This is a genomic window from Rhizobium sp. 62_C5_N11_2 (genome assembly GCF_051811185.1).
GTDB lineage: Bacteria > Pseudomonadota > Alphaproteobacteria > Rhizobiales > Rhizobiaceae > Rhizobium > Rhizobium leguminosarum.
This window is the reverse complement of the sequence record NZ_JBPWPW010000002.1, coordinates 274,318-291,921: the sequence shown is the minus strand read 5'-3', so window position 1 is coordinate 291,921 and position 17,604 is coordinate 274,318. Positions and strand designations below refer to the sequence as shown.

Annotated in this window: 15 protein-coding genes and 2 pseudogenes; 8 read left to right on the top strand and 9 right to left on the bottom strand. The window is 61.8% G+C overall.

Going from position 1 to position 17,604, the window contains the following annotated elements:
- Positions 1–48: 48 nt before the first annotated feature.
- The 4 genes from AB8B31_RS25025 to AB8B31_RS25010 form a co-directional block, all read right to left on the bottom strand.
- Entirely contained in the window at positions 49–516 is a 468-nt protein-coding gene (locus AB8B31_RS25025; protein WP_018245479.1) for a response regulator, read from the bottom strand.
- 66 nt (positions 517–582) lie between these two features.
- Positions 583–2,547: a sensor histidine kinase gene (locus tag AB8B31_RS25020; protein WP_018516921.1), complete on the bottom strand. Its 1,965-nt coding sequence runs from the start codon at positions 2,545–2,547 to the stop codon at positions 583–585.
- Positions 2,544–3,206 carry a response regulator gene (locus tag AB8B31_RS25015; RefSeq protein WP_018516920.1) on the bottom strand — a complete coding sequence of 221 codons (663 nt, stop codon included), beginning with the start codon at positions 3,204–3,206 and terminating at the stop codon, positions 2,544–2,546. Before AB8B31_RS25015 ends, AB8B31_RS25020 begins: the two co-directional genes overlap by 4 nt.
- Positions 3,203–4,378: a sensor histidine kinase gene (locus AB8B31_RS25010; protein WP_018516919.1), complete on the bottom strand. Its 1,176-nt coding sequence runs from the start codon at positions 4,376–4,378 to the stop codon at positions 3,203–3,205. Before AB8B31_RS25010 ends, AB8B31_RS25015 begins: the two co-directional genes overlap by 4 nt.
- 144 nt (positions 4,379–4,522) lie before the next feature.
- Here AB8B31_RS25010 and AB8B31_RS25005 point away from each other — a divergent pair, with 144 nt between their 5' ends.
- The 4 genes and pseudogenes from AB8B31_RS25005 to AB8B31_RS24990 all read left to right on the top strand — a co-directional run bounded on the left by AB8B31_RS25005 (position 4,523) and on the right by AB8B31_RS24990 (position 6,544).
- Positions 4,523–4,981 (top strand): SgcJ/EcaC family oxidoreductase, encoded by a 459-nt coding sequence (locus AB8B31_RS25005; RefSeq protein ID WP_018516918.1) that lies wholly within the window; start codon positions 4,523–4,525, stop codon positions 4,979–4,981.
- 209 nt (positions 4,982–5,190) lie between these two features.
- A pseudogene (locus AB8B31_RS25000) lies at positions 5,191–5,747 on the top strand (DUF3299 domain-containing protein).
- A gap of 141 nt (positions 5,748–5,888) precedes the next feature.
- Positions 5,889–6,137 (top strand): annotated as a pseudogene (locus tag AB8B31_RS24995) (antitoxin); the annotation flags it as partial.
- The gene (locus tag AB8B31_RS24990) at positions 6,134–6,544 is read left to right on the top strand and encodes a type II toxin-antitoxin system VapC family toxin (protein ID WP_018516916.1); all 411 of its coding nucleotides are present in this window, start codon (positions 6,134–6,136) and stop codon (positions 6,542–6,544) included. The pseudogene AB8B31_RS24995 and the gene AB8B31_RS24990, both read left to right, overlap by 4 nt.
- Before the next feature lie 65 nt (positions 6,545–6,609).
- On the opposite strand, the gene katG is transcribed toward AB8B31_RS24990, so the two are convergent.
- Positions 6,610–8,796, bottom strand: a complete 2,187-nt coding sequence (gene katG, locus AB8B31_RS24985; protein WP_018245486.1) for a catalase/peroxidase HPI — start codon at positions 8,794–8,796, stop codon at positions 6,610–6,612.
- Positions 8,797–8,942: 146 nt separating this feature from the next.
- On the opposite strand from katG, the gene AB8B31_RS24980 reads away from it, so the two are divergent.
- Positions 8,943–9,857, top strand: a complete 915-nt coding sequence (locus AB8B31_RS24980; protein WP_018516915.1) for a hydrogen peroxide-inducible genes activator — start codon at positions 8,943–8,945, stop codon at positions 9,855–9,857.
- A 21-nt stretch (positions 9,858–9,878) separates the two neighbouring features.
- Here the strand turns inward: AB8B31_RS24980 and panB are convergent, their stop codons facing one another.
- Together panB and panC are read right to left on the bottom strand one after the other, a co-directional pair.
- Entirely contained in the window at positions 9,879–10,700 is an 822-nt protein-coding gene (panB, locus tag AB8B31_RS24975) for a 3-methyl-2-oxobutanoate hydroxymethyltransferase (protein WP_018245488.1), read from the bottom strand.
- A complete protein-coding gene (gene panC, locus AB8B31_RS24970) occupies positions 10,697–11,608 on the bottom strand; it encodes a pantoate--beta-alanine ligase (RefSeq protein ID WP_018245489.1) in 912 nt (303 codons plus the stop codon). The genes panB and panC overlap by 4 nt, the downstream gene beginning before the upstream one ends.
- Before the next feature lie 276 nt (positions 11,609–11,884).
- Between panC and AB8B31_RS24965 the strand changes: the two genes are divergently transcribed.
- The 3 genes from AB8B31_RS24965 (at position 11,885) to AB8B31_RS24955 (ending at position 15,534) form a co-directional block, all read left to right on the top strand.
- Positions 11,885–12,358: a ProQ/FINO family protein gene (locus AB8B31_RS24965; RefSeq protein ID WP_018245490.1), complete on the top strand. Its 474-nt coding sequence runs from the start codon at positions 11,885–11,887 to the stop codon at positions 12,356–12,358.
- Between the two features lie 373 nt (positions 12,359–12,731).
- Positions 12,732–13,718 (top strand): cytochrome-c peroxidase, encoded by a 987-nt coding sequence (locus AB8B31_RS24960; RefSeq protein ID WP_018245491.1) that lies wholly within the window; start codon positions 12,732–12,734, stop codon positions 13,716–13,718.
- Positions 13,719–13,728: 10 nt separating this feature from the next.
- The gene (locus tag AB8B31_RS24955) at positions 13,729–15,534 is read left to right on the top strand and encodes a methyl-accepting chemotaxis protein (RefSeq protein ID WP_018245492.1); all 1,806 of its coding nucleotides are present in this window, start codon (positions 13,729–13,731) and stop codon (positions 15,532–15,534) included.
- Between the two features lie 108 nt (positions 15,535–15,642).
- Here AB8B31_RS24955 and AB8B31_RS24950 read toward each other — a convergent pair whose 3' ends face one another.
- Together AB8B31_RS24950 and AB8B31_RS24945 are read right to left on the bottom strand one after the other, a co-directional pair.
- Positions 15,643–16,704, bottom strand: a complete 1,062-nt coding sequence (locus AB8B31_RS24950) for an ABC transporter ATP-binding protein (protein WP_018516913.1) — start codon at positions 16,702–16,704, stop codon at positions 15,643–15,645.
- Between the two features lie 22 nt (positions 16,705–16,726).
- Positions 16,727–17,581, bottom strand: a complete 855-nt coding sequence (locus tag AB8B31_RS24945) for a sugar phosphate isomerase/epimerase family protein (RefSeq protein WP_018516912.1) — start codon at positions 17,579–17,581, stop codon at positions 16,727–16,729.
- Positions 17,582–17,604 lie beyond the last annotated feature (23 nt).

The following is a 17,604-nucleotide window of genomic DNA, read 5'->3' as shown; positions in this document are numbered from 1 at the left end:
GGCCTAACGCCCATACGCCAAGATGGCTGGTGCCATCAACCGATCCCGTCAATCAATCCGGGGACGCTCCGATTTCGGCGTTGCCAGCCCGTGTTTGGCAAGCTCCAGGGTCAGGATACGGGTTTCGAGAAGGTTGAAGATGCGCAGGATGGCCTCGATCGCATCGAACGGTTTCGTCAGAAAATCTTTCGCGCCAAGAGAAAGCGCCCGTCGGCGCGTCGGCAATGTTGCATCGGCGGTCAAAACCAGGATCGGCAGATAGCTGTTTTCAGGAATGAGCCTTGCGAAGGTCTCCAGCAAAGCGAAGCCATCGAGATCGGGCATCATCAGGTCGAGAAGAACGAGATCCACCGGATGTTCGCGAAAGAGCCGCAACGCCTCGCGTGGCTCGGTGGTGCTGATGAGTTCGTTGAAGCCTTCGCGTTTGAGAATGCGTTCCAACAGGGAAACATTTGCGGGCTCGTCGTCGACGATCAGGATCGTCGATCGTCGCACGATGTCGGTGGGGTCTGTCATGGGCCAAACGTTTCGTCAAAGGCGTTGGAGGATATCAGCGCGCAATCAAATCATAGGCGACGTCTTCTATGGCGGACTTTCGACGGAGAGGCCTCGTCTTCGGGTTTCCTGCGTCGCCACGGGCGGGCGCGGCAAATCGACGTGGAAGGTGGCGCCACCTTCCGGACGATTGCTGAAGCCGAGCGCGCCGCCCATGGCATCGATCAGATGCCGCGACAGCGCCAGCCCGAGACCGGTCCCTTCTTGACCGATACGTTCTGCTCCCAGCCGATCGAATGGGGTGAAGAGCCGGGAAACGCGTTCCGCCGGGATGCCGGGACCCGTATCATTGACCTCGATCCGAATAGTGTCGCCGCCAATCTCGCGGTGGCTCACGGTCACGCTTCCCTGTTGACGATTGTATTTCACGGCATTTGAGAGAAGGTTCAGGAACACCTGGAGGAGACGCCGCCGGTCAGCCAGGACCGACAGATCTCGCTCGGGCTCGACAACCTCTATGCGGATCTGCTGCTTGCCGCAGAGCGGCCTCGCAAGCGACACCGCTTCATCGATCACATCGGCGACGCGTTGCGGTTCGATGGCAAGATCCATGCGCCCGGCCTCGATCCTCGCCATGTCGAGAACCTCGTCGATCAGGCTGAGCAGATGTCTGCCGGCCCTTAAAATTTGGGCGACGCTATCCCTGGAATCCGCATCGGTGACATCCATTTCCAGAAGCTGTGCGAAGCCGAGGACGGAATTCAACGGCGTGCGCAGCTCGTGGCTCATCCGCGACAGGAATTCGCTCTTGGCGTTGCTCGCGCGAACAGCATCCTCGCGGGCGGCAAGCAGGGCCTCTTCGATTTGCTTGCGCTCGGTAATATCTCGCGTGATTTTGGAAAAACCGCGCAGGCGGCCCGCCTCATCATGCAGGGCAGTCACAAGGACGTGAGACCAGAACCGAGAGCCGTCCTTGCGGATGCGCCAGCCTTCCGCCTCGGCCCGTCCGCCGCGGGCCGCCCTGGAAAGCTCTTCTGCCGGCAACGCGTCCCTGGTTTCGGCGGGATAGAAACGGGAAAAATGCTGGCCGATGATCTCTTCGGCCGCATAGCCGCTGATCCTCTCCGCGCCGGCATTCCAGCTCACAACCCGCCCTGTGGTATCGAGCCCGAAAATACCGTAGTCGCTGACGCCCTCGACCAATAGCCGGAAGCGCTCCTCGCTTTCTGTCAGATCAGCCTCGCGCTTTTTCAAAAGCACGCTTGCATCTTCGAGCGCCTGTTCGAGACTGCCGAGTTCATCACGGAAGGGATCCGCTACGCTGACGACATCGCCCCGCGACAGTCGGTGCGCTTGGGCTTTCAGGGCATGCACCCGACGGACGATGCTTGCCGAAAACAGGAAAACGGCGACGAGCGCTCCGGCAAAACCAAGGAAACCGGCAGCGATCATCAGGCTTCGGGACAGAGTGCGAACCCGGTCCGCGGCCTCGGTCCTCGCGTGGAGCAGATCCGCCTCCCGCCGGCTCATCGCGTCGATTTCCTGTCTCAGCACGTCGAGTACCTGCTTGCCCTCGATGAGTTTGGCCGCAAGGTCTTCGCGTCCGCCGGCGCGCAGGATGTCGGCCTGTTTCAGGAGTTGGAGACGATCGACCTTCGCGACGACGAGGGTGCGGATGCGTTCGAGACGGTTCTTTTGCTCTTCATCCCGCAACCGGCGACCGACTTCGTCGAGCACGACGGGCAGTCTTTCCTCAGCCCGGTTAAAGGGATCAAGAAAATCGGTTCTGCCGGTCAACAGATAACCCCGCATCGCGGTCGCCGCTTCGGCGATCGAGGCATGGATCTCCTGAATGCCCGACTGGATCTCGAGCGTGACCCGCACCTGATCCTCGGCAATCCGGCTCTGCCGGTCGGCCACGAAGACCGAGGCGAGGGCTGCAAGCAGCAGCGCCAGCGGCACCGTGATGATGACGATACCCTTCGCGCGAAGGGGAAGGTCGGCAAAGCGCCACGCCGTCAGGCGCCCCGTCGGGGTCATTGTCGCGGTCATGGTTGCTGCTCTTTCGATGCTTCGACGAGCCCGCCGCGAACGGCCATGACCGCGGCCTGCGTCCGGTCTCCGGCGCCCAGTTTGCCGATGATGCGCTCAACGTGGATCTTCACGGTACCGGGCGAGATCTTCAGGGCCCTGGCGATCTCCTTGTTGGTCAGGCCCTCGGCCACCTTCGACAGGACTTCGCGCTCCCGGATCGTCAGTGTCTCCAATGCGCTGCTGTTGGTCTGTGGCTTGGTGGCGGCGCGGCGCAATAGTTTTGCGACGAGCGGACCGTCGAAGAAGGCATCATCCTGAAGGACCCGCCGGATCGTGCGGAGAATGTCTTCCCGGCTGGCGTCCTTGAGCAGGTAGCCCGTAGCGCCGGCCTCGATCGCCGCTTCCAGGTAGTCGAGGCTGTCATGCATCGTGATGATCATGACGCGTGTTCCCGGCGACACGCGCCGGATCTCCCTCGTCGCGGCGAGGCCGTCCAGGCGAGGCATGCGGATGTCGAGGAGAGCAAGATCCGGTTTGTGCAGCGTACAGGCCTCCACCGCTTCCACGCCGTCGCGCACGTCCCAGGCGACATGAAAATCGTCTTCACCGCCGATCATGGCGATAAGGCCTGCACGGGCGATATCATGATCGTCGGCGACAAGGATCGATGCCGTCATTCTGATGTCGTCTCCTGCGAAATCGGAGCGGTGGCGCGCACATGTGTGCCCCCCGAAGACCCCACGCTGATCTCGATCCGGCCGCCGAGCAGCGCCAGCCGTTCACGCATGCCGACAATGCCTAGGTGCCCGCCCCGCATCTGGGGATGGCGCAGCTCGCCGATGCCTTTGCCATCATCGATCACTTCGAGATGCGCTTCGCCCGCGCCATCCTCGAAGAGACGGACGACCAGCCGGCTCCCCTCGGCGTGCTTGATGACATTGGTGATCGCTTCCTGCGCGACACGATAGAAGATGATTCCCGTCGATGCCGGCCAGCGATCGGCGGCGGCATCGAGATCGGCGATCACCTCGAGATCATCGATCGCATCCAGACGCGTGCGCAGGGCCGCGGCGACGCCGAGATCATCGAGCTCGGGCGGGCGAAGGTCGGCGATGGCCGCCCTGAGATCGGCAACGGAATGGCGCGCGAGCGCGGCGAGCTGGTCGATCTCGGGTTTCAGGGCGTGCGCGTCGCCAATGCGGGCCGCAAGGTCCTGCAGCCGATAGCTGAGGCCTGCTGCAAGTTGCGCCGAGCCGTCATGAAGATCGAGCGCCACTCGCTGCCGCTCCTGCTCCTGCGCCTGGATCAGCTGCGCGACAAGGGCCGCGAGCTCACTGCGCTGCCGCTGGAGATCGCCGAGAAGCGCCTGATTTTCCGCCGCCTGCCGGTTAAGATTGTAGGCGTCGGCGAGCTGCCCCGCCACCACCTCCAATGTCTGCCGGTCGTCGGCATCGATGGCGCGCGCTTTTGACGATCCGATGATCGTCAGGCAGAGATCGGAGCCGGCTTGCGAGGCAAACAAGATGTTATCGCTTTCCGGGATCGTTGACTTACCCACCGACAGCTGCACGGGTACTTTTCCCTGGAACGACGGAAAAACGAGCCTGGCAAGCGATGCTCCCGCGAAGTCTGCAAGCCGGGACAGAGCGTCCAGGGCAGCCGTTTCGAATGCCGCGGCATCGAGCAGGTTCTGCACTTCGATGATGAAACGCAGACGAGCCGCCCGCGCTTCCGCGGCCCGGTAAAGAGCCCGCAGTTCTGCAACGTTTGGCGAGTGCGTTGGACTTGTATTGTGCTCCATGCCGAACAGGACTGCTCCGAAGATGAATGACGCCGGCACGATAGTCATTCCGGCGGGAATGTCATCTATGCCGTTCGGCAGATCGGATCGAAGCCACCCGGCAGATGAGGCGGCAGCACAGGATACTTAAATTGCTGGTCATGCGGTTGACCGATGCGATGTCCGCCGGAACCGCCACATAGGAAAGTCAAAATGCGTACCATCATTGCTGCCGCCCTCGTTCTCGGTTTCGTACAGGTCCAGTCGGCCGCGGCGGCTACCGAAATCGCAACCTGTGCGCCGACAAGCGAGCCGGAAATCGCCAAGCTCTTCGACCGCTGGAATACCTCGCTCGCGACGCTGAGCCCCCAGGAGGTCGCCAAGAACTACAGTGAGGACTCCGTGCTTCTCGCGACCTTGTCGGACAAACCTCGTCTGACGCAGGCGGAGCGGATCGACTATTTCGAGCATTTCCTGGCGAACGAGCCCAAAGGCCACATCGACAGCCGCGACATCCAGATCGGATGTAACTGGGCCGTCGACGTCGGCACTTACACCTTCAGCCTGAAGGACGGCTCGAAGGTTCCGGCCCGCTACACCTATACCTATGAGTTCAAGGACGGGAATTGGCTGATCACCTCGCACCACTCTTCGATGATGCCGGAGAAGTAAGGCCCCATCGTTCTGTTGGTCCGGCAGGGAGACCCCGTGTTCACCCCACGCGGGGTCTCCTGACTGCTGACGAAGCACGCCAACGTCTCTTTCGTCATGCTCGGGCCTCTGCCGAGCGCGCCGGAAGCTTTGACGGCCGAACCGGATCGAGAGTAGCATCCTCACTGCAGCGGCAAGGTGGTCGAAGCGGCCGGCCCGGTGGAGATGCAATGATGAAAGACAAACCTTTCCTCCTGACGTTCGCGGCGCTGGCATTTGGTTCCGCAGGCCAATTTCTAACGCCTTCGCTGCCGCACAGCCTATCTTCTGGAGCGCTTTACGGCCGGCCGATCAGCCCAAAGCGACAGTGCCGCTGTCGGGCAAGGCGGTAAGCGGCCCACAGGGCGAAACACTCGCCTGGCATGGCGAGGAACATCCGATCGAATTGACGGGCTTCGTTCTGCCGATCGACCAGGACGGCGATCTTGTCTACGAATTCATGCTCGTGCCTTGGGCCGGAGCCTGCAGTCACATGCCGTCTCCTCCACCCAACCAACTGGTTCGTGTCGTTCCGGAAGAGCCATTGCACCTGGCAAGAATGTACGAGAGTGTCACCGTGACGGGTAACCTGCGACCCGGCCTGGATCAGGCGCAATTCTTCATGATCGACGGTGACCGCGTCCTCACCTACGGCTACAGCATAAGCCATGCCCAGGTAGCGACAGTAACGGCGACGACTGATCCCGATCTGCTGTCACTTTCGCCTTTCGGCATTCTGCCTCGCTAGAACAGGATGATTTTAGGCCTGTTCGGCCTAAAATCTAAATCCGTTCGAAGGCGCAGAGACGGCTTCTTGCATCACTCCCGCCAGTCGCGTGTATACAACGGCATATATACAAACTGCGGAGGAGTCCCTATGCCGCAATAAGCGCGTGTCTTTCAATCCGGCAATTCGCAAGCCGTCCGGCCGCCGAAGGAATTCCGCTTCGACGTCGACCAGGTGGAGGTGACGCGGGAGGGCGATGCTGTGATCCTTCGGCCACGGGCCGATCGCGGCATGCGGTGGGCATCGTTGCATAGCGCCTTGGAGCGCGGCCTCAGCGACGATTTCATGGCGGAAGGGCGGGAGCAGCCGGAGGGGCAGGACAGGCCTGATCTTCAGGACCTGTTCAAGTGATCACACATCTTATCGACACCAATGCGCTAATCGCCCTGATCGGCAGAAAATCCGAAATACTGCTGAAGCGCGTGATCGACAGCGACGAGAGATCGATCGGGCTGTCGACCGTGGTGATGCACGAGCTCTATCATGGCGCCTATAAAAGCACGAAAACTTCCTACAATCTCGAAACCCTGCGCCTGTTCGTGGCGGATTTCTCAGTCGTCGGCTTCGAGCAGGAGGATGCGTTGGCCGCTGGGGAGATCCGTGCCGCATTGGCGGCAAAGGGAACGCCGATCGGCCCCTATGATGTTCTGATCGCCGCTCACGCGAGGACCCGGGATCTGGTTCTCGTCACCAACAATGTCGGGGTATTCCGCCGCGTCGATGGTCTGCTTGTCGAGGACTGGACGGTCGGGCGATAGATCCCGCCTCCGATGAAAAAATGCCCGGGCGCAGCCGAAACTGCGCCCGGGTAAAATGCTGCCGATCAGACGAGGTCGAAGCGGTCGGCGTTCATGACCTTGTTCCAGGCGGCGACGAAGTCCTTGACGAACTTCCCCTTGGCGTCGGCCTGGCCGTAGACTTCGGCGAAGGCGCGAAGCTGCGAGTGCGAGCCGAAGATCAGGTCAACGCGGGTGCCGGTCCACTTGGCAGCGCCGGTCTTGCGGTCGCGGCCTTCATAGACGCCTTCCTTGCCGGCGACAGGAACCCACTGCGTGCCCATGTCGAGCAGGTTGACGAAGAAGTCGTTCGTCAGCGTCTCGGGACGCGAGGTGAAGACGCCGTGCTCGGGGGCGCCGGCCTTCAGCACGCGCAGGCCGCCGACGAGGGCGGTCATTTCAGGTCCGGTCAGCGTCAGCAACTGGGCGCGGTCGACGAGCGCTTCTTCCGGCTTCATGAACTGATGGCGCTTGCCGTTCACGTAATTGCGGAAGCCGTCGATACGCGGCTCGAGCGCTGCGAAGGAATGCGCGTCGGTCTGGGCTTCGGAAGCATCCATGCGGCCCGGCGTGAAGGGCACGCTGACGGCGTTGCCGCCGGCCGCTGCCGCCTTCTCGACACCGGCAGCACCGGCGAGAACGATCAGGTCGGCCAGCGAGATCTTCTTGGCCCCGGTCTGGGCGGCGTTGAAGTCCTTCTGGATGCCTTCGAGAACGCCGAGCACCTTGGCGAGCTGGGCGGGCTGATTGGCGTCCCAGTCCTTCTGCGGGGCAAGACGGACGCGCGCGCCATTGGCGCCGCCGCGCTTGTCGGAGCCGCGGAAGGTCGACGCCGACGCCCAGGCGGTCGAGACCAGTTCCTGCACGGTAAGGCCGGTGGCGAGAACCTTTTCCTTCAGTTCGGCAATGTCCTTGTCGTCGACGAGCGGATGGTCGACGGCCGGGATCACATCCTGCCAGATCAAGTCTTCGGCCGGAACTTCCGGGCCGAGATAGCGCACCTTCGGTCCCATGTCGCGGTGGGTCAGCTTGAACCAGGCGCGGGCGAAAGCGTCGGCGAACTCGCCGGGATTTTCGAGGAAGTGGCGCGAGATCTTCTCGTAGGTCGGATCGAAACGCAGCGCGAGATCGCTCGTCAGCATGGTCGGCAGGTGCCTCTTCGAGGCGTCGTAGGCATCCGGAATGGAGGCTTCGGCATTTTTGGCCTGCCACTGCTTCGCGCCGGCCGGGCTCGTCGTCAGTTCCCATTCGAAGGCGAAGAGGTTTTCGAAGAAGTAGTTGCTCCACTTGGTCGGTGTCTGCGACCAGGTGACTTCGAGGCCGGCGGTGATGGCATCCTTGCCGACGCCGGTGCCGAACGAGCTCTTCCAGCCGAGACCCTGGTCCTCGATTGCGCCGCCTTCCGGCTCGGCGCCGATCAGGGACGGGTCGCCGGCGCCATGCGTCTTGCCGAAGGTGTGGCCGCCGGCGATCAGCGCCACGGTCTCTTCGTCGTTCATCGCCATGCGAGCGAAGGTTTCGCGGATGTCGCGGGCGGAAGCCAGCGGATCGGAATTGCCGTTCGGGCCTTCGGGGTTGACATAGATGAGGCCCATCTGCACGGCGCCGAGCGGCTCTGCCAGCTCGCGTTCGCCGCTGTAGCGCTCATCGCCCAGCCAGGTTCCCTCAGGGCCCCAGAACAGTTCCTCAGGCTCCCAGACGTCGGCGCGGCCGCCGGCGAAACCAAAGGTCTTGAAGCCCATGGATTCGAGCGCGACGTTGCCGGTGAGGATCAGAAGGTCAGCCCAGGAGATGCGGTTGCCGTATTTCTGCTTGATCGGCCAGAGCAGGCGGCGGGCCTTGTCGAGGTTGGCATTGTCAGGCCAGCTGTTGAGCGGCGCGAAACGCTGCTGGCCCTGGCCGGCGCCGCCGCGACCGTCGGTGATGCGGTAGGTGCCGGCGCTGTGCCAGGCCATGCGGATGAACAGGCCGCCGTAATGACCGAAATCGGCCGGCCACCAATCCTGTGAATCCGTCATCAGCGCGTGAAGATCCTTCTTCAGGCCGTCGAGATCGAGCTTTTTGAACTCCTCGGCATAGTCGAAGGCTTGCCCGAGCGGGTCGGCGCGGCCGGAATTGTGGTGAAGAATCTGCACATTCAGCTGGTCCGGCCACCAGTCGCGATTCGATCGGCTGCGAGGCGTATTGCCGTGGGCAACAGGACATTTGCCTGCGCTGTCAGTGGGATTGTCCATGATCGTCTCCTTCGTTGCTTGATCTGTCTGCGCGTAAAAAAGATGAGCCGAGCTTACGCCCCACTCTCCCCTTGTGGCAGTCTTCATATCGGAAGCGCGTCATAATTTTAAGTTGGATTTACTGATCGTTGCGATAAGCTGAGGTTATGAAGAACCTTACCCTGAAACAGCTACGTTATTTTGAAGCCCTGGCCAGAGATGGCCGCTTCCGACGCGCTGCCGACGCCTGTGCGATCTCCCAGCCGGCATTGTCAATGCAAATCAAAGAACTTGAGCAAGAGTTGGGCGGTGAGCTTTTCGAGCGTAATGCGCGTGAGGTGAAGCTGACCGCCTTCGGTCAGACCGTGGCTCTCAGGATCCGCGATATACTGCGTGGCGTGGATGAGTTGGCGGAGCTGGCGCGGACCTCGCGCGATCCCTTCCTGACGCGGCTGCGCATCGGCATCATCCCAACGATTGCACCCTATCTGTTGCCAGCGATCATCAACGATCTGAACAGGAGCTTTGCCGGTATCCAGATCGAGGTGCGTGAGACGCAGACGTCGAAGCTGGTTCAGGAGTTGGCGCAAGGCCAGCTGGACACTGCAATCGTTGCTTTGCCCGTGTCCGAACCCTCCCTGGCCGAGCACGAGCTCTTCAAGGAAGAGTTCGTGCTGGTCCGGCGGCCCGAAGACGAGGGCAAGCCGGTGCCCGAACGCGAGGCGCTGCGCGAAATGCGGTTGCTGCTGCTTGAGGAAGGCCATTGCTTTCGCGATCAGGCCTTGTCGTTCTGCAAGATAGGGCCGGCCCGCCCCCGGGAAGTCATGGAAGGCAGCTCTTTATCCACTCTGGTTCAGATGGTCAGCGCCGGTATTGGCATCACCCTGATTCCGGAGATGGCTGTTCCTCTCGAAACGCGCTCGGCGCATGTTTCGATTTCGCGCTTCCAGTCTCCGCAGCCGTCGCGAACGATCGGAATGATTTGGCGCCATTCGACGCCCATGGCCAAACAGCTCGTGCAGGTTTCAGAGGCGGTTCGCCGATCAGCCGACAGCATGCGCGAACAGTATGTCGCGCGGTGATGGACCTGGTATCGCCTCGTCTCAGGACCGCCGTTTGAAGGTGTGCTCCGCTGCCGGAAACTGTCGCGACCGGACCTCGCCGGCATAAGCGGCGGCGGCGGCCGAAATCCTCTTGCCGAGTTCGTCGTAGCGCTTGACGAAACGCGGGATGAAATCGTTGAAGAGCCCCAGAATGTCGTCGGAGACCAGAACCTGACCGTCGCAGGCGGAGGAGGCGCCGATACCGATGGTCGGGATGTGCATGGCGCCGGTCACCTCGCGGGCGAGCGGCTCCACCGTGCCCTCGATGACGACGGCAAAGGCGCCAGAGCCGCCGATGGCATGAGCGTCGCGCCGGATCTTCGACGTCTCGTGTTCGGAATGACCGACCGAACGATAGCCGCCAGCGGTTTGGACCTGCTGCGGCATCAGACCGATATGCCCCATGACCGGGACCCCGCGCTTGGTCAGAAAGGCGATGGTCTCGGCCATCTCCTCGCCGCCCTCGAGCTTGATGGCATCGCAGCCGGTTTCCTGCAGGATGCGGACAGCGTTGCGGAAGGCGATCTCCTTCGATTCCTGGTAGGTGCCGAACGGCATGTCGACAACGACGCAGGCCTTGTCGACGCCGCGCATCACCGCCTTGCCGTGGGCGATCATCATGTCGAGCGTGACGCCGATGGTGGACTCCATGCCATAGAGCACCATGCCGAGCGAATCCCCGACCAGCAAGAGGTCGCAATGTTCGTCAAGCAGCCGCGCCATGGGCGTCGTATAGGCGGTCAGGCAGACGATCGGCTTGCCGCCCTTCATGGCTGAAATGCGCGCTGGTGTCAGGCGCTTCTGAATTCCGGCCGCGCTCATCTGGTCACTCCCTTTCCCGGCAAGCCCCGCCCGCCGATAACCCGGTTGCCCCCGGCAACTCGGTTGTCGACAACAACCCTGTTGTCCAGAAGCCGTGTCGAGCCGACCCGAACGAAAAGCGCCACGACGACAGGCTCTGCGATCGACGTGACCGGCTGCAGCGTTGAGGCATCCCTGACGGCGACGACCTCGGGCTTTGCCAGAGGTTCGCGACTAAGAAATGCCGTGAGCTTTGCCTCGAGTTCCGCCGGATCGGCAAGGCCGCCGGCGACCAGGCGCTCCGCCTCGTCAAGGGTCTGGGGGACAATCACCGCGGCACGCCGCTCCGCCTCGCTGAGATAGACGTTGCGCGACGACAATGCGAGGCCGTCGCTATCCCTGACCGTCGGCACGGATATCACGCGCACCGGCACGGCCAGATCGTCCACCATGCGCTTGATGATGACGACCTGTTGGTAATCCTTTTCTCCGAAATAGGCGGTCTGCGGCTGGACGATGTTGAAAAGCTTGCAGACGACAGTGGCGACGCCGGCAAAATGTCCGGGCCGGACCGCCCCTTCGAGTTCGCGGCCGAGATCGGGAACGTCGACGACAGCAAGCATCGGGCGAGGATACATATCCTCAACGCCGGGCGAAAAGAGGAAATTGACGCCGGCTTGCCTCAGCATGGTGGCATCGCGCTCCAGATCGCGCGGATATTTGCTGAGGTCTTCCGCCGGGCCGAACTGCAGCGGATTGACGAAAATCGAGACGACGACGATGTCGTTTTCGGCGCGAGCGCGCGAGACGAGCTCCATATGACCGGCGTGGAGATAGCCCATCGTCGGGACGAGGCCGACGGTCCGACCCTGCCGCCTCAGCGCATCGAGCGTATGGCGCAGCTCGTCAATGCTCGAGAAAACCCGCATATATCCTCCCCCGGTCGGTCACTCCATCTTGGGCGCGGATATGAAGTGTAATCGATGTGGCAGGTCAATGCATATTTCTCGATAAAAACGATTAGATGCAAATGGCAGCCGACGACACCAGGCTCCATTAGCTCTGGGAAACGGCATTTCGCCACAGGGCTCCCGCGCTGCGTTCGCAGGCTTGCAGTGGAACCGACGATGTGCGACTTCCGTTGCTCACCCTGTCCGTCAAGATACTATCACAGTCGGTCGCTATGGACGTTACATGGAGGACGCATGGACAAGCCCTGGAAGATCAGCCGCGGACCGATTGCGGCAACCGAGCTCGACGTGGAGAAGGCAAACGCGATCAGCACGTTGCTGATCCGGCCAGTCGGCGTCCTTCCGGCCAAGGCGGGAGATCCGGTCCTCCCTTTTGCCGTCGGCCTTTTCAATGAACTCCGACCGCTCCTGAAGCCCGATGCCGGCGTCACGACGCTGCGGCGGGCGACCGCTGCCTATGTCCACTGCCGGCGCTACTATTTTGCCAGCGCCCAGCCCGATTCCATGCGCCACGGCCTTGACGGCGAACCCGTCGAACCACTGTCGTCCGAAGACCGGATGGTCGCGCAAAAACGCTTCCTGAGCGTCAAGCAGACCACCGGTAAGACAGACGCGCCAGAGCCGACACCACCGGTTCCTCCTCCCTCGTTGAGCAAAAGCGAACAGATCCGCGCAGCCCTCCTCGGCAAGAGAAGCGCCGTCAGCTAGAGCGGGGATGAGGTTTGCTCAAACAAGCTACCTTGAAGTCGTTTGCAGTTTGCCGCGTGATGGTGCGGAGAACTTTTCCAGTTTGCATAGATCGTTTCGCTGGCTCCAGCTGGTCGATCTCCTCAAAGCCTCATATCTCGACATTTGCTCGGCTCGTTCCTGAGTGCGCCAAGCAAGGCCGGAACCGTGGTCGTCATTCTGAAGGGCAATAGTTGGAGCATGATATTGTCTTTCGGGGCGATCAATATCCGCGAGCGTCACGTTGGCCCCCAAACTTTCGTGTGTAACTCAGGTATTGATTGCTTTACATAGATTTAACGTAATGACGCTAATTTTAGCATAATCCAGAACCAAGTTCGGACTTGCTAGAACGATGCGTTTCCTGATTGCAGCCTCCTTACTCGCATTGGCCGTCGTCCAGCCTGGCGCGGCCGCCGATCTTTCCGCGTATAAGCGGCCGCTGACAGTCCCTTTCGAGGGCGTGACGGCCTACTCCCCTCAACTGGCGACGCTCGGCAAGATGCTGTTCTTCGACCCGCGGCTTTCCGGCAACAAGAACATGACCTGCGCCAGCTGTCATAACCCTTCCTTCGGCTTCGAGACACCGGTGACGACGCCGATCGGCGCGGCCAATACCGCGCTCGCGCGCCAGGCGCCGACGGTCCTGAATGTTGCCTGGGTCTCGCCCTTCTTCTGGGATGGCCGCGCGCCGAACCTGGAGGAGCAAGCGGCAGGTCCGATTACGGCTGCCGCAGAAATGAACGGCAAGCTCGACACCGCCGTGACCGAAATGCAGGGCATACCTGATTACAAGAAGTGGTTCGACGAGGTATTCCCTGACAAGGGCGTCACCAAGGAGACGATGCTGACGGCGATCGCCACCTATGAGCGGACGGTGGTTTCCAACTGGTCGCCCTTCGACCGCTGGGTGGACGGCGACGAGAAGGCGGTCTCCGACAGCGCCAAACGGGGCTTCGAGCTGTTCACCGGCGCCGCCGGCTGTTCCTCCTGCCACACAGGCTGGAACTTCACCGACAACAAGTTCCATGACATCGGCTTGCCGAGCGACGATATCGGCCGCTACAAGATCGATGCGAGCAGCCCTGACAACAAATATGCCTTCAAGACGCCCGGCCTGCGCAACACGCTCTACCGTGGCCCCTATATGCATGACGGCAGCCTGAAGAGCATGGACGAGGTGATCGTCCATTATGAAAGCGGCGGCGTCAGCCGTCCGTCCCTTGATCGGGCGATGTCTCCCTTCCTGCTGACGGACCAGGAGAACAAAGATCTGATCGCGTTCTTGGGAACTCTGACAGCCGAAAAGCAAGACATCCCCCTGCCGACGCTGCCGAACTGAGGTGCAGGCAATGAAACTCTCCATACGCATGCAGATTCTCGCTCCGATGGTGGTCACGATCGTCGTCGGCTTCGGCAGCGCATTCCTGATCGGCTACCAGGCGATCCTCGGCCAGACCCAGGTCGCTGCGGTGGTGCAGGAGGCGGTGAACGCCAAGATAGCCTCGGCCCATATCGAACAGCAGTTCAAGGAAGCCACTTCCGTGGTGGACCGGGTGCTGTCGATGACGAACTTCGTCCCGGCGGCCGAGATCAAGGCCGGGTTCGAAGAGAGCAACGGCGCGCTGGTGCAGTCGCTCGATAAGCTTGGCAGCGTCGATCTCGCCGGTTCACTGACCGAGGGCGTCCGGTCGCTCCGCCAGGCCCATGATGCCTGGGAAAAGGACGTCAGGATCAGTCTCGGGCTGCAGCAGGCGGACGAAGTCCCGACGGCCGAGAAGCTGGCGCGCTCGCAGCAGGCGATCCTTACCGGCATTGCCGCCGTCAATACGATCGTCGACAAAATAGCAACCGAGAGCGTCGCTGCCGCCGGCAGCGCGCTGGAATCGAAGATCGAAATCGAACTGGCATTGGGGGCCATTGCCGCGATCGTTGGCCTCGGCATTCTCATCGCCATCGCCCGGCATGTGTCGCGCCCGATCCAGCGCATCACCCAATCCATGCAGGAACTCGCAGCCGGTGAGACGGATAAGGTGATCCCCTATGCGGGGCGTCGCGACGAAATCGGCCTGATGGCCGGTTCGGTGGAAGTCTTCCGTCAGAATGCCATCGCCCGCGGACAACTCGAAAGCGAGGCCGAGGAGAACCGTCGCCTGGCGGAAGCAAACCGGCTGGCGGACCAGGAGCAGGCGGAGCTGAGCGCGGCGGAACGGCTGACGGTCGCCACCTCAGGCCTTGCCGCCGGCCTGAAGCGGCTCGCCCAGGGCGATCTCGCCTTCAAGCTGGCGGATGCGTTCGCGCCGGAATTCGAGCCGCTGAGGCATGATTTCAACGCCTCCGTCAAGCAACTCGGCGATACGCTTCTTTCCGTTTCCGAAAGCGTTTCGATCATCAATTCAGGCACTCGCGAAATCAGCAACGGCTCCAACGAACTCTCCGGCCGCACCGAACGGCAGGCGGCGACGCTCGAACAGACCGCCGCGGCGCTGAACGCCGTTACCGCCAAGGTCACGGAAGCTTTCGAGATCGCCAAAGAGGCTCGCAGCGTCGCCGACGACGCCAACCGCAGCGCCATGGCTTCGGGCAAGGTGGTGGCCCAGACAGTCGAGGCCATGGATCAGATCCAGGAATCCTCCAAGCAGATCAACAACATCATCGGCGTCATCGATCAGATTGCCTTCCAGACCAATTTGTTGGCGCTCAATGCCGGTGTGGAGGCCGCCCGGGCCGGCGAAGCCGGCAAAGGTTTCGCCGTTGTCGCCCAGGAAGTGCGCGAACTTGCGCAACGCTCGGCCCAAGCCGCCAAAGAGATCAAGGACCTGATCGGGCGGGCATCCGCCAACGTCGCCAGCGGCGTTGAACTGGTCAGCCACACCGGCGCAGCGCTTGGCGATATCGGCCGCTTCATTGCCGATATCAATCAGCGCATGGAAGCGCTGGCGGCCTCGGCGCGCGAACAGGCGACGAACCTGTCGGAGGTCAATTCGGCAATGGGCCAGCTCGACCAGGTGACCCAGCAGAACGCTTCGATGGTGGAGGAAACCACAGCCGCCAGCATCACGCTCGCCAGCGAGGCCGAGCGCCTGCGCGAACTGGTTACGCAGTTCGAATTGGGCAGGACACAGCCCGACACCCGAACGTATCGCGACGCAGCCTGAACCGAGCGCGGAAAACCGACCGTGAAGGACTGAGAGTTTCGGGGCCGGGGGCGCGGAAAACGCGCCCCCGGCTGGCGCCGGCCGAAGGGGAGGGGGCAATCGGCCGGGTCAGTTCAACGGAGCTTCGCCTGATGTGATCCGCTGCTCGTCTCCGGCAAACAGATGAACCGCATCGTGGATTGGCGCAATCCTCAGCACCTCGCCGGGGGCTGCCCTGATCCGGTCCCTGAAGACGCAAGTGAGCGTCTGCGTTCCCAACCGGGCGATGAGCAGCGTTTCCGAACCCGTGGGCTCTACGACCACCGTTGTGACCTCGATGCCGCCCGGGTCCAACCGGAGATGCTCGGGACGAATGCCGTAGGTCACGGCTTCAGGCGGACGGCGCTCGCTCGGCAGGAGCAGGCCATCGGCGGTTCGAAATCCATCTTCCGTCATGTGGCCACTGATGAAATTCATCGCCGGCGAGCCTATGAATCCGGCGACGAAAAGGTTGTTCGGACGATCGTACAATTCCAACGGAGAACCCGACTGCTCGATCAGACCGTCCTTCATGACGACGATCTTGTCGGCCATGGTCATGGCTTCGATCTGATCGTGGGTGACATAGATGGTCGTCGTCTGCAGCCGTTGATGCAGTTCCTTGATCTCCGAGCGCATCTGCACCCTGAGCTTGGCATCGAGGTTCGACAGGGGTTCGTCGAAGAGAAAGACGGCCGGGTCGCGGACGATTGCCCGGCCCATCGCCACGCGCTGTCTCTGGCCGCCAGAAAGCTGCTTCGGATATCTCTCCAGGAGACTTTCGAGGCCGAGAATCTTCGCGGCGTTGCCCACCCGCTGATCGATCTCCGTCCGCGGCATTCGTTTCAGCCGCAGCGAAAAGCCCATGTTCTTTGCAACGGTCATATGCGGGTAGAGTGCGTAATTCTGGAACACCATGGCGATGTCCCGATCCTTGGGCGCAAGCTCGTTGACGATATGCTTGCCGATCTGGATCTGCCCCGAGGTAATGCCCTCCAGGCCGGCAATCATCCTCAAAAGCGTGGATTTGCCGCAGCCAGAGGGGCCGACCAGAACGACGAACTCGCCGTCGCCAATGTCGACCGATACGCCTTTGATGGCTTTGAACGCGCCATAATCCTTGCGCGCATTGTTGACCGAAACATGGGCCATAACAGTCCTCCCGAAATCGCTATCAAAGTCCGCTCAGGACATTTCTCAAATAATCGAGGCCGAGGCGCTCGCCGTCTTTGCGAGCGGCTAAGTCCTTGCCCGGCCAGCCATAGGCGGCATCCTCATGTTCGATCGACAACGTGCCGTCGAAGCCAGCCCCGCGAGCCTGGCGCAGGAACCTCGGCCAATCGATCTGGCCGAGCCCCGGCAGCTTGTATTGCCACCAGCCCTTGCCGTGATAGCCGACAGCCTGCAGCCTCTCCGGATCGATTGCCGTGTCCTTGGCGTGAAGGATGGCAATGCGATCCTTCACCGTCGCCATCGCCTGGTAGGGATCGACGCCAATGCGAATGAGGTGGGAGGGGTCGAATTCCAGCCCGAAGCGGGGATCGCTGATTCTTTGAAAAAGCTCCCGCCACCCTCTCGGCGTCGTTCCGATGAAATTGTCCTTCGGACCCGGCCAGTTCTCGATTGCGAAGGTCAGGCCATAGGACTGCGTCTGCGCGATCAGGCCGTTGGCGAAATCGGCGAAGTCATCATAGTTGGCTTCGTCGCTTGCAGTGTCGTCCCGGCCTGGGAAGATCACAAAGATTGGGACACCCGCTTCACCGATCGCGCCGGCAAATTCGGCGGTCTTCGCCCGAAGCGCCTCACGCTTTGCGCGGTCAGCATCGAGCTGATTGCCGAAATAGGTGATCGACGACACGAAGAGGTCGCGGCTGCGTGCGAGCGCGACGGCTGCCTCCACCCGATCGGGCGTCTTGATATGGCCGCCGACATCGATCTCGATTGCGTCGAAACCTGCCGATGCGGCGAAATCCACCACTTCCTCCAGGGGGCGATCGTTGAATGTCGAGGTGTAAAAGCCGATCTTCACCAAAATCCTCCCGTCTTCACCAA

Excerpts from the sequence above, each read along its gene's own strand:
- katG (WP_018245486.1), bottom strand. The coding sequence starts at position 8,796 with ATGGACAATCCCACTGACAGCGCAGGCAAATGTCCTGTTGCCCACGGC.
- AB8B31_RS24960 (WP_018245491.1), top strand. The coding sequence starts at position 12,732 with ATGCGTTTCCTGATTGCAGCCTCCTTACTCGCATTGGCCGTCGTCCAG.
- panB (WP_018245488.1), bottom strand. The coding sequence starts at position 10,700 with ATGAGCGCGGCCGGAATTCAGAAGCGCCTGACACCAGCGCGCATTTCA.
- AB8B31_RS25010 (WP_018516919.1), bottom strand. The coding sequence starts at position 4,378 with ATGACTATCGTGCCGGCGTCATTCATCTTCGGAGCAGTCCTGTTCGGC.
- AB8B31_RS24950 (WP_018516913.1), bottom strand. The coding sequence starts at position 16,704 with ATGGCCCATGTTTCGGTCAACAATGCGCGCAAGGATTATGGCGCGTTC.
- panC (WP_018245489.1), bottom strand. The coding sequence starts at position 11,608 with ATGCGGGTTTTCTCGAGCATTGACGAGCTGCGCCATACGCTCGATGCG.
- AB8B31_RS24965 (WP_018245490.1), top strand. The coding sequence starts at position 11,885 with ATGGACAAGCCCTGGAAGATCAGCCGCGGACCGATTGCGGCAACCGAG.
- AB8B31_RS24955 (WP_018245492.1), top strand. The coding sequence starts at position 13,729 with ATGAAACTCTCCATACGCATGCAGATTCTCGCTCCGATGGTGGTCACG.
- AB8B31_RS25015 (WP_018516920.1), bottom strand. The coding sequence starts at position 3,206 with ATGACGGCATCGATCCTTGTCGCCGACGATCATGATATCGCCCGTGCA.
- AB8B31_RS25025 (WP_018245479.1), bottom strand. The coding sequence starts at position 516 with ATGACAGACCCCACCGACATCGTGCGACGATCGACGATCCTGATCGTC.
- AB8B31_RS25005 (WP_018516918.1), top strand. The coding sequence starts at position 4,523 with ATGCGTACCATCATTGCTGCCGCCCTCGTTCTCGGTTTCGTACAGGTC.
- AB8B31_RS24980 (WP_018516915.1), top strand. The coding sequence starts at position 8,943 with ATGAAGAACCTTACCCTGAAACAGCTACGTTATTTTGAAGCCCTGGCC.
- AB8B31_RS25020 (WP_018516921.1), bottom strand. The coding sequence starts at position 2,547 with ATGACCGCGACAATGACCCCGACGGGGCGCCTGACGGCGTGGCGCTTT.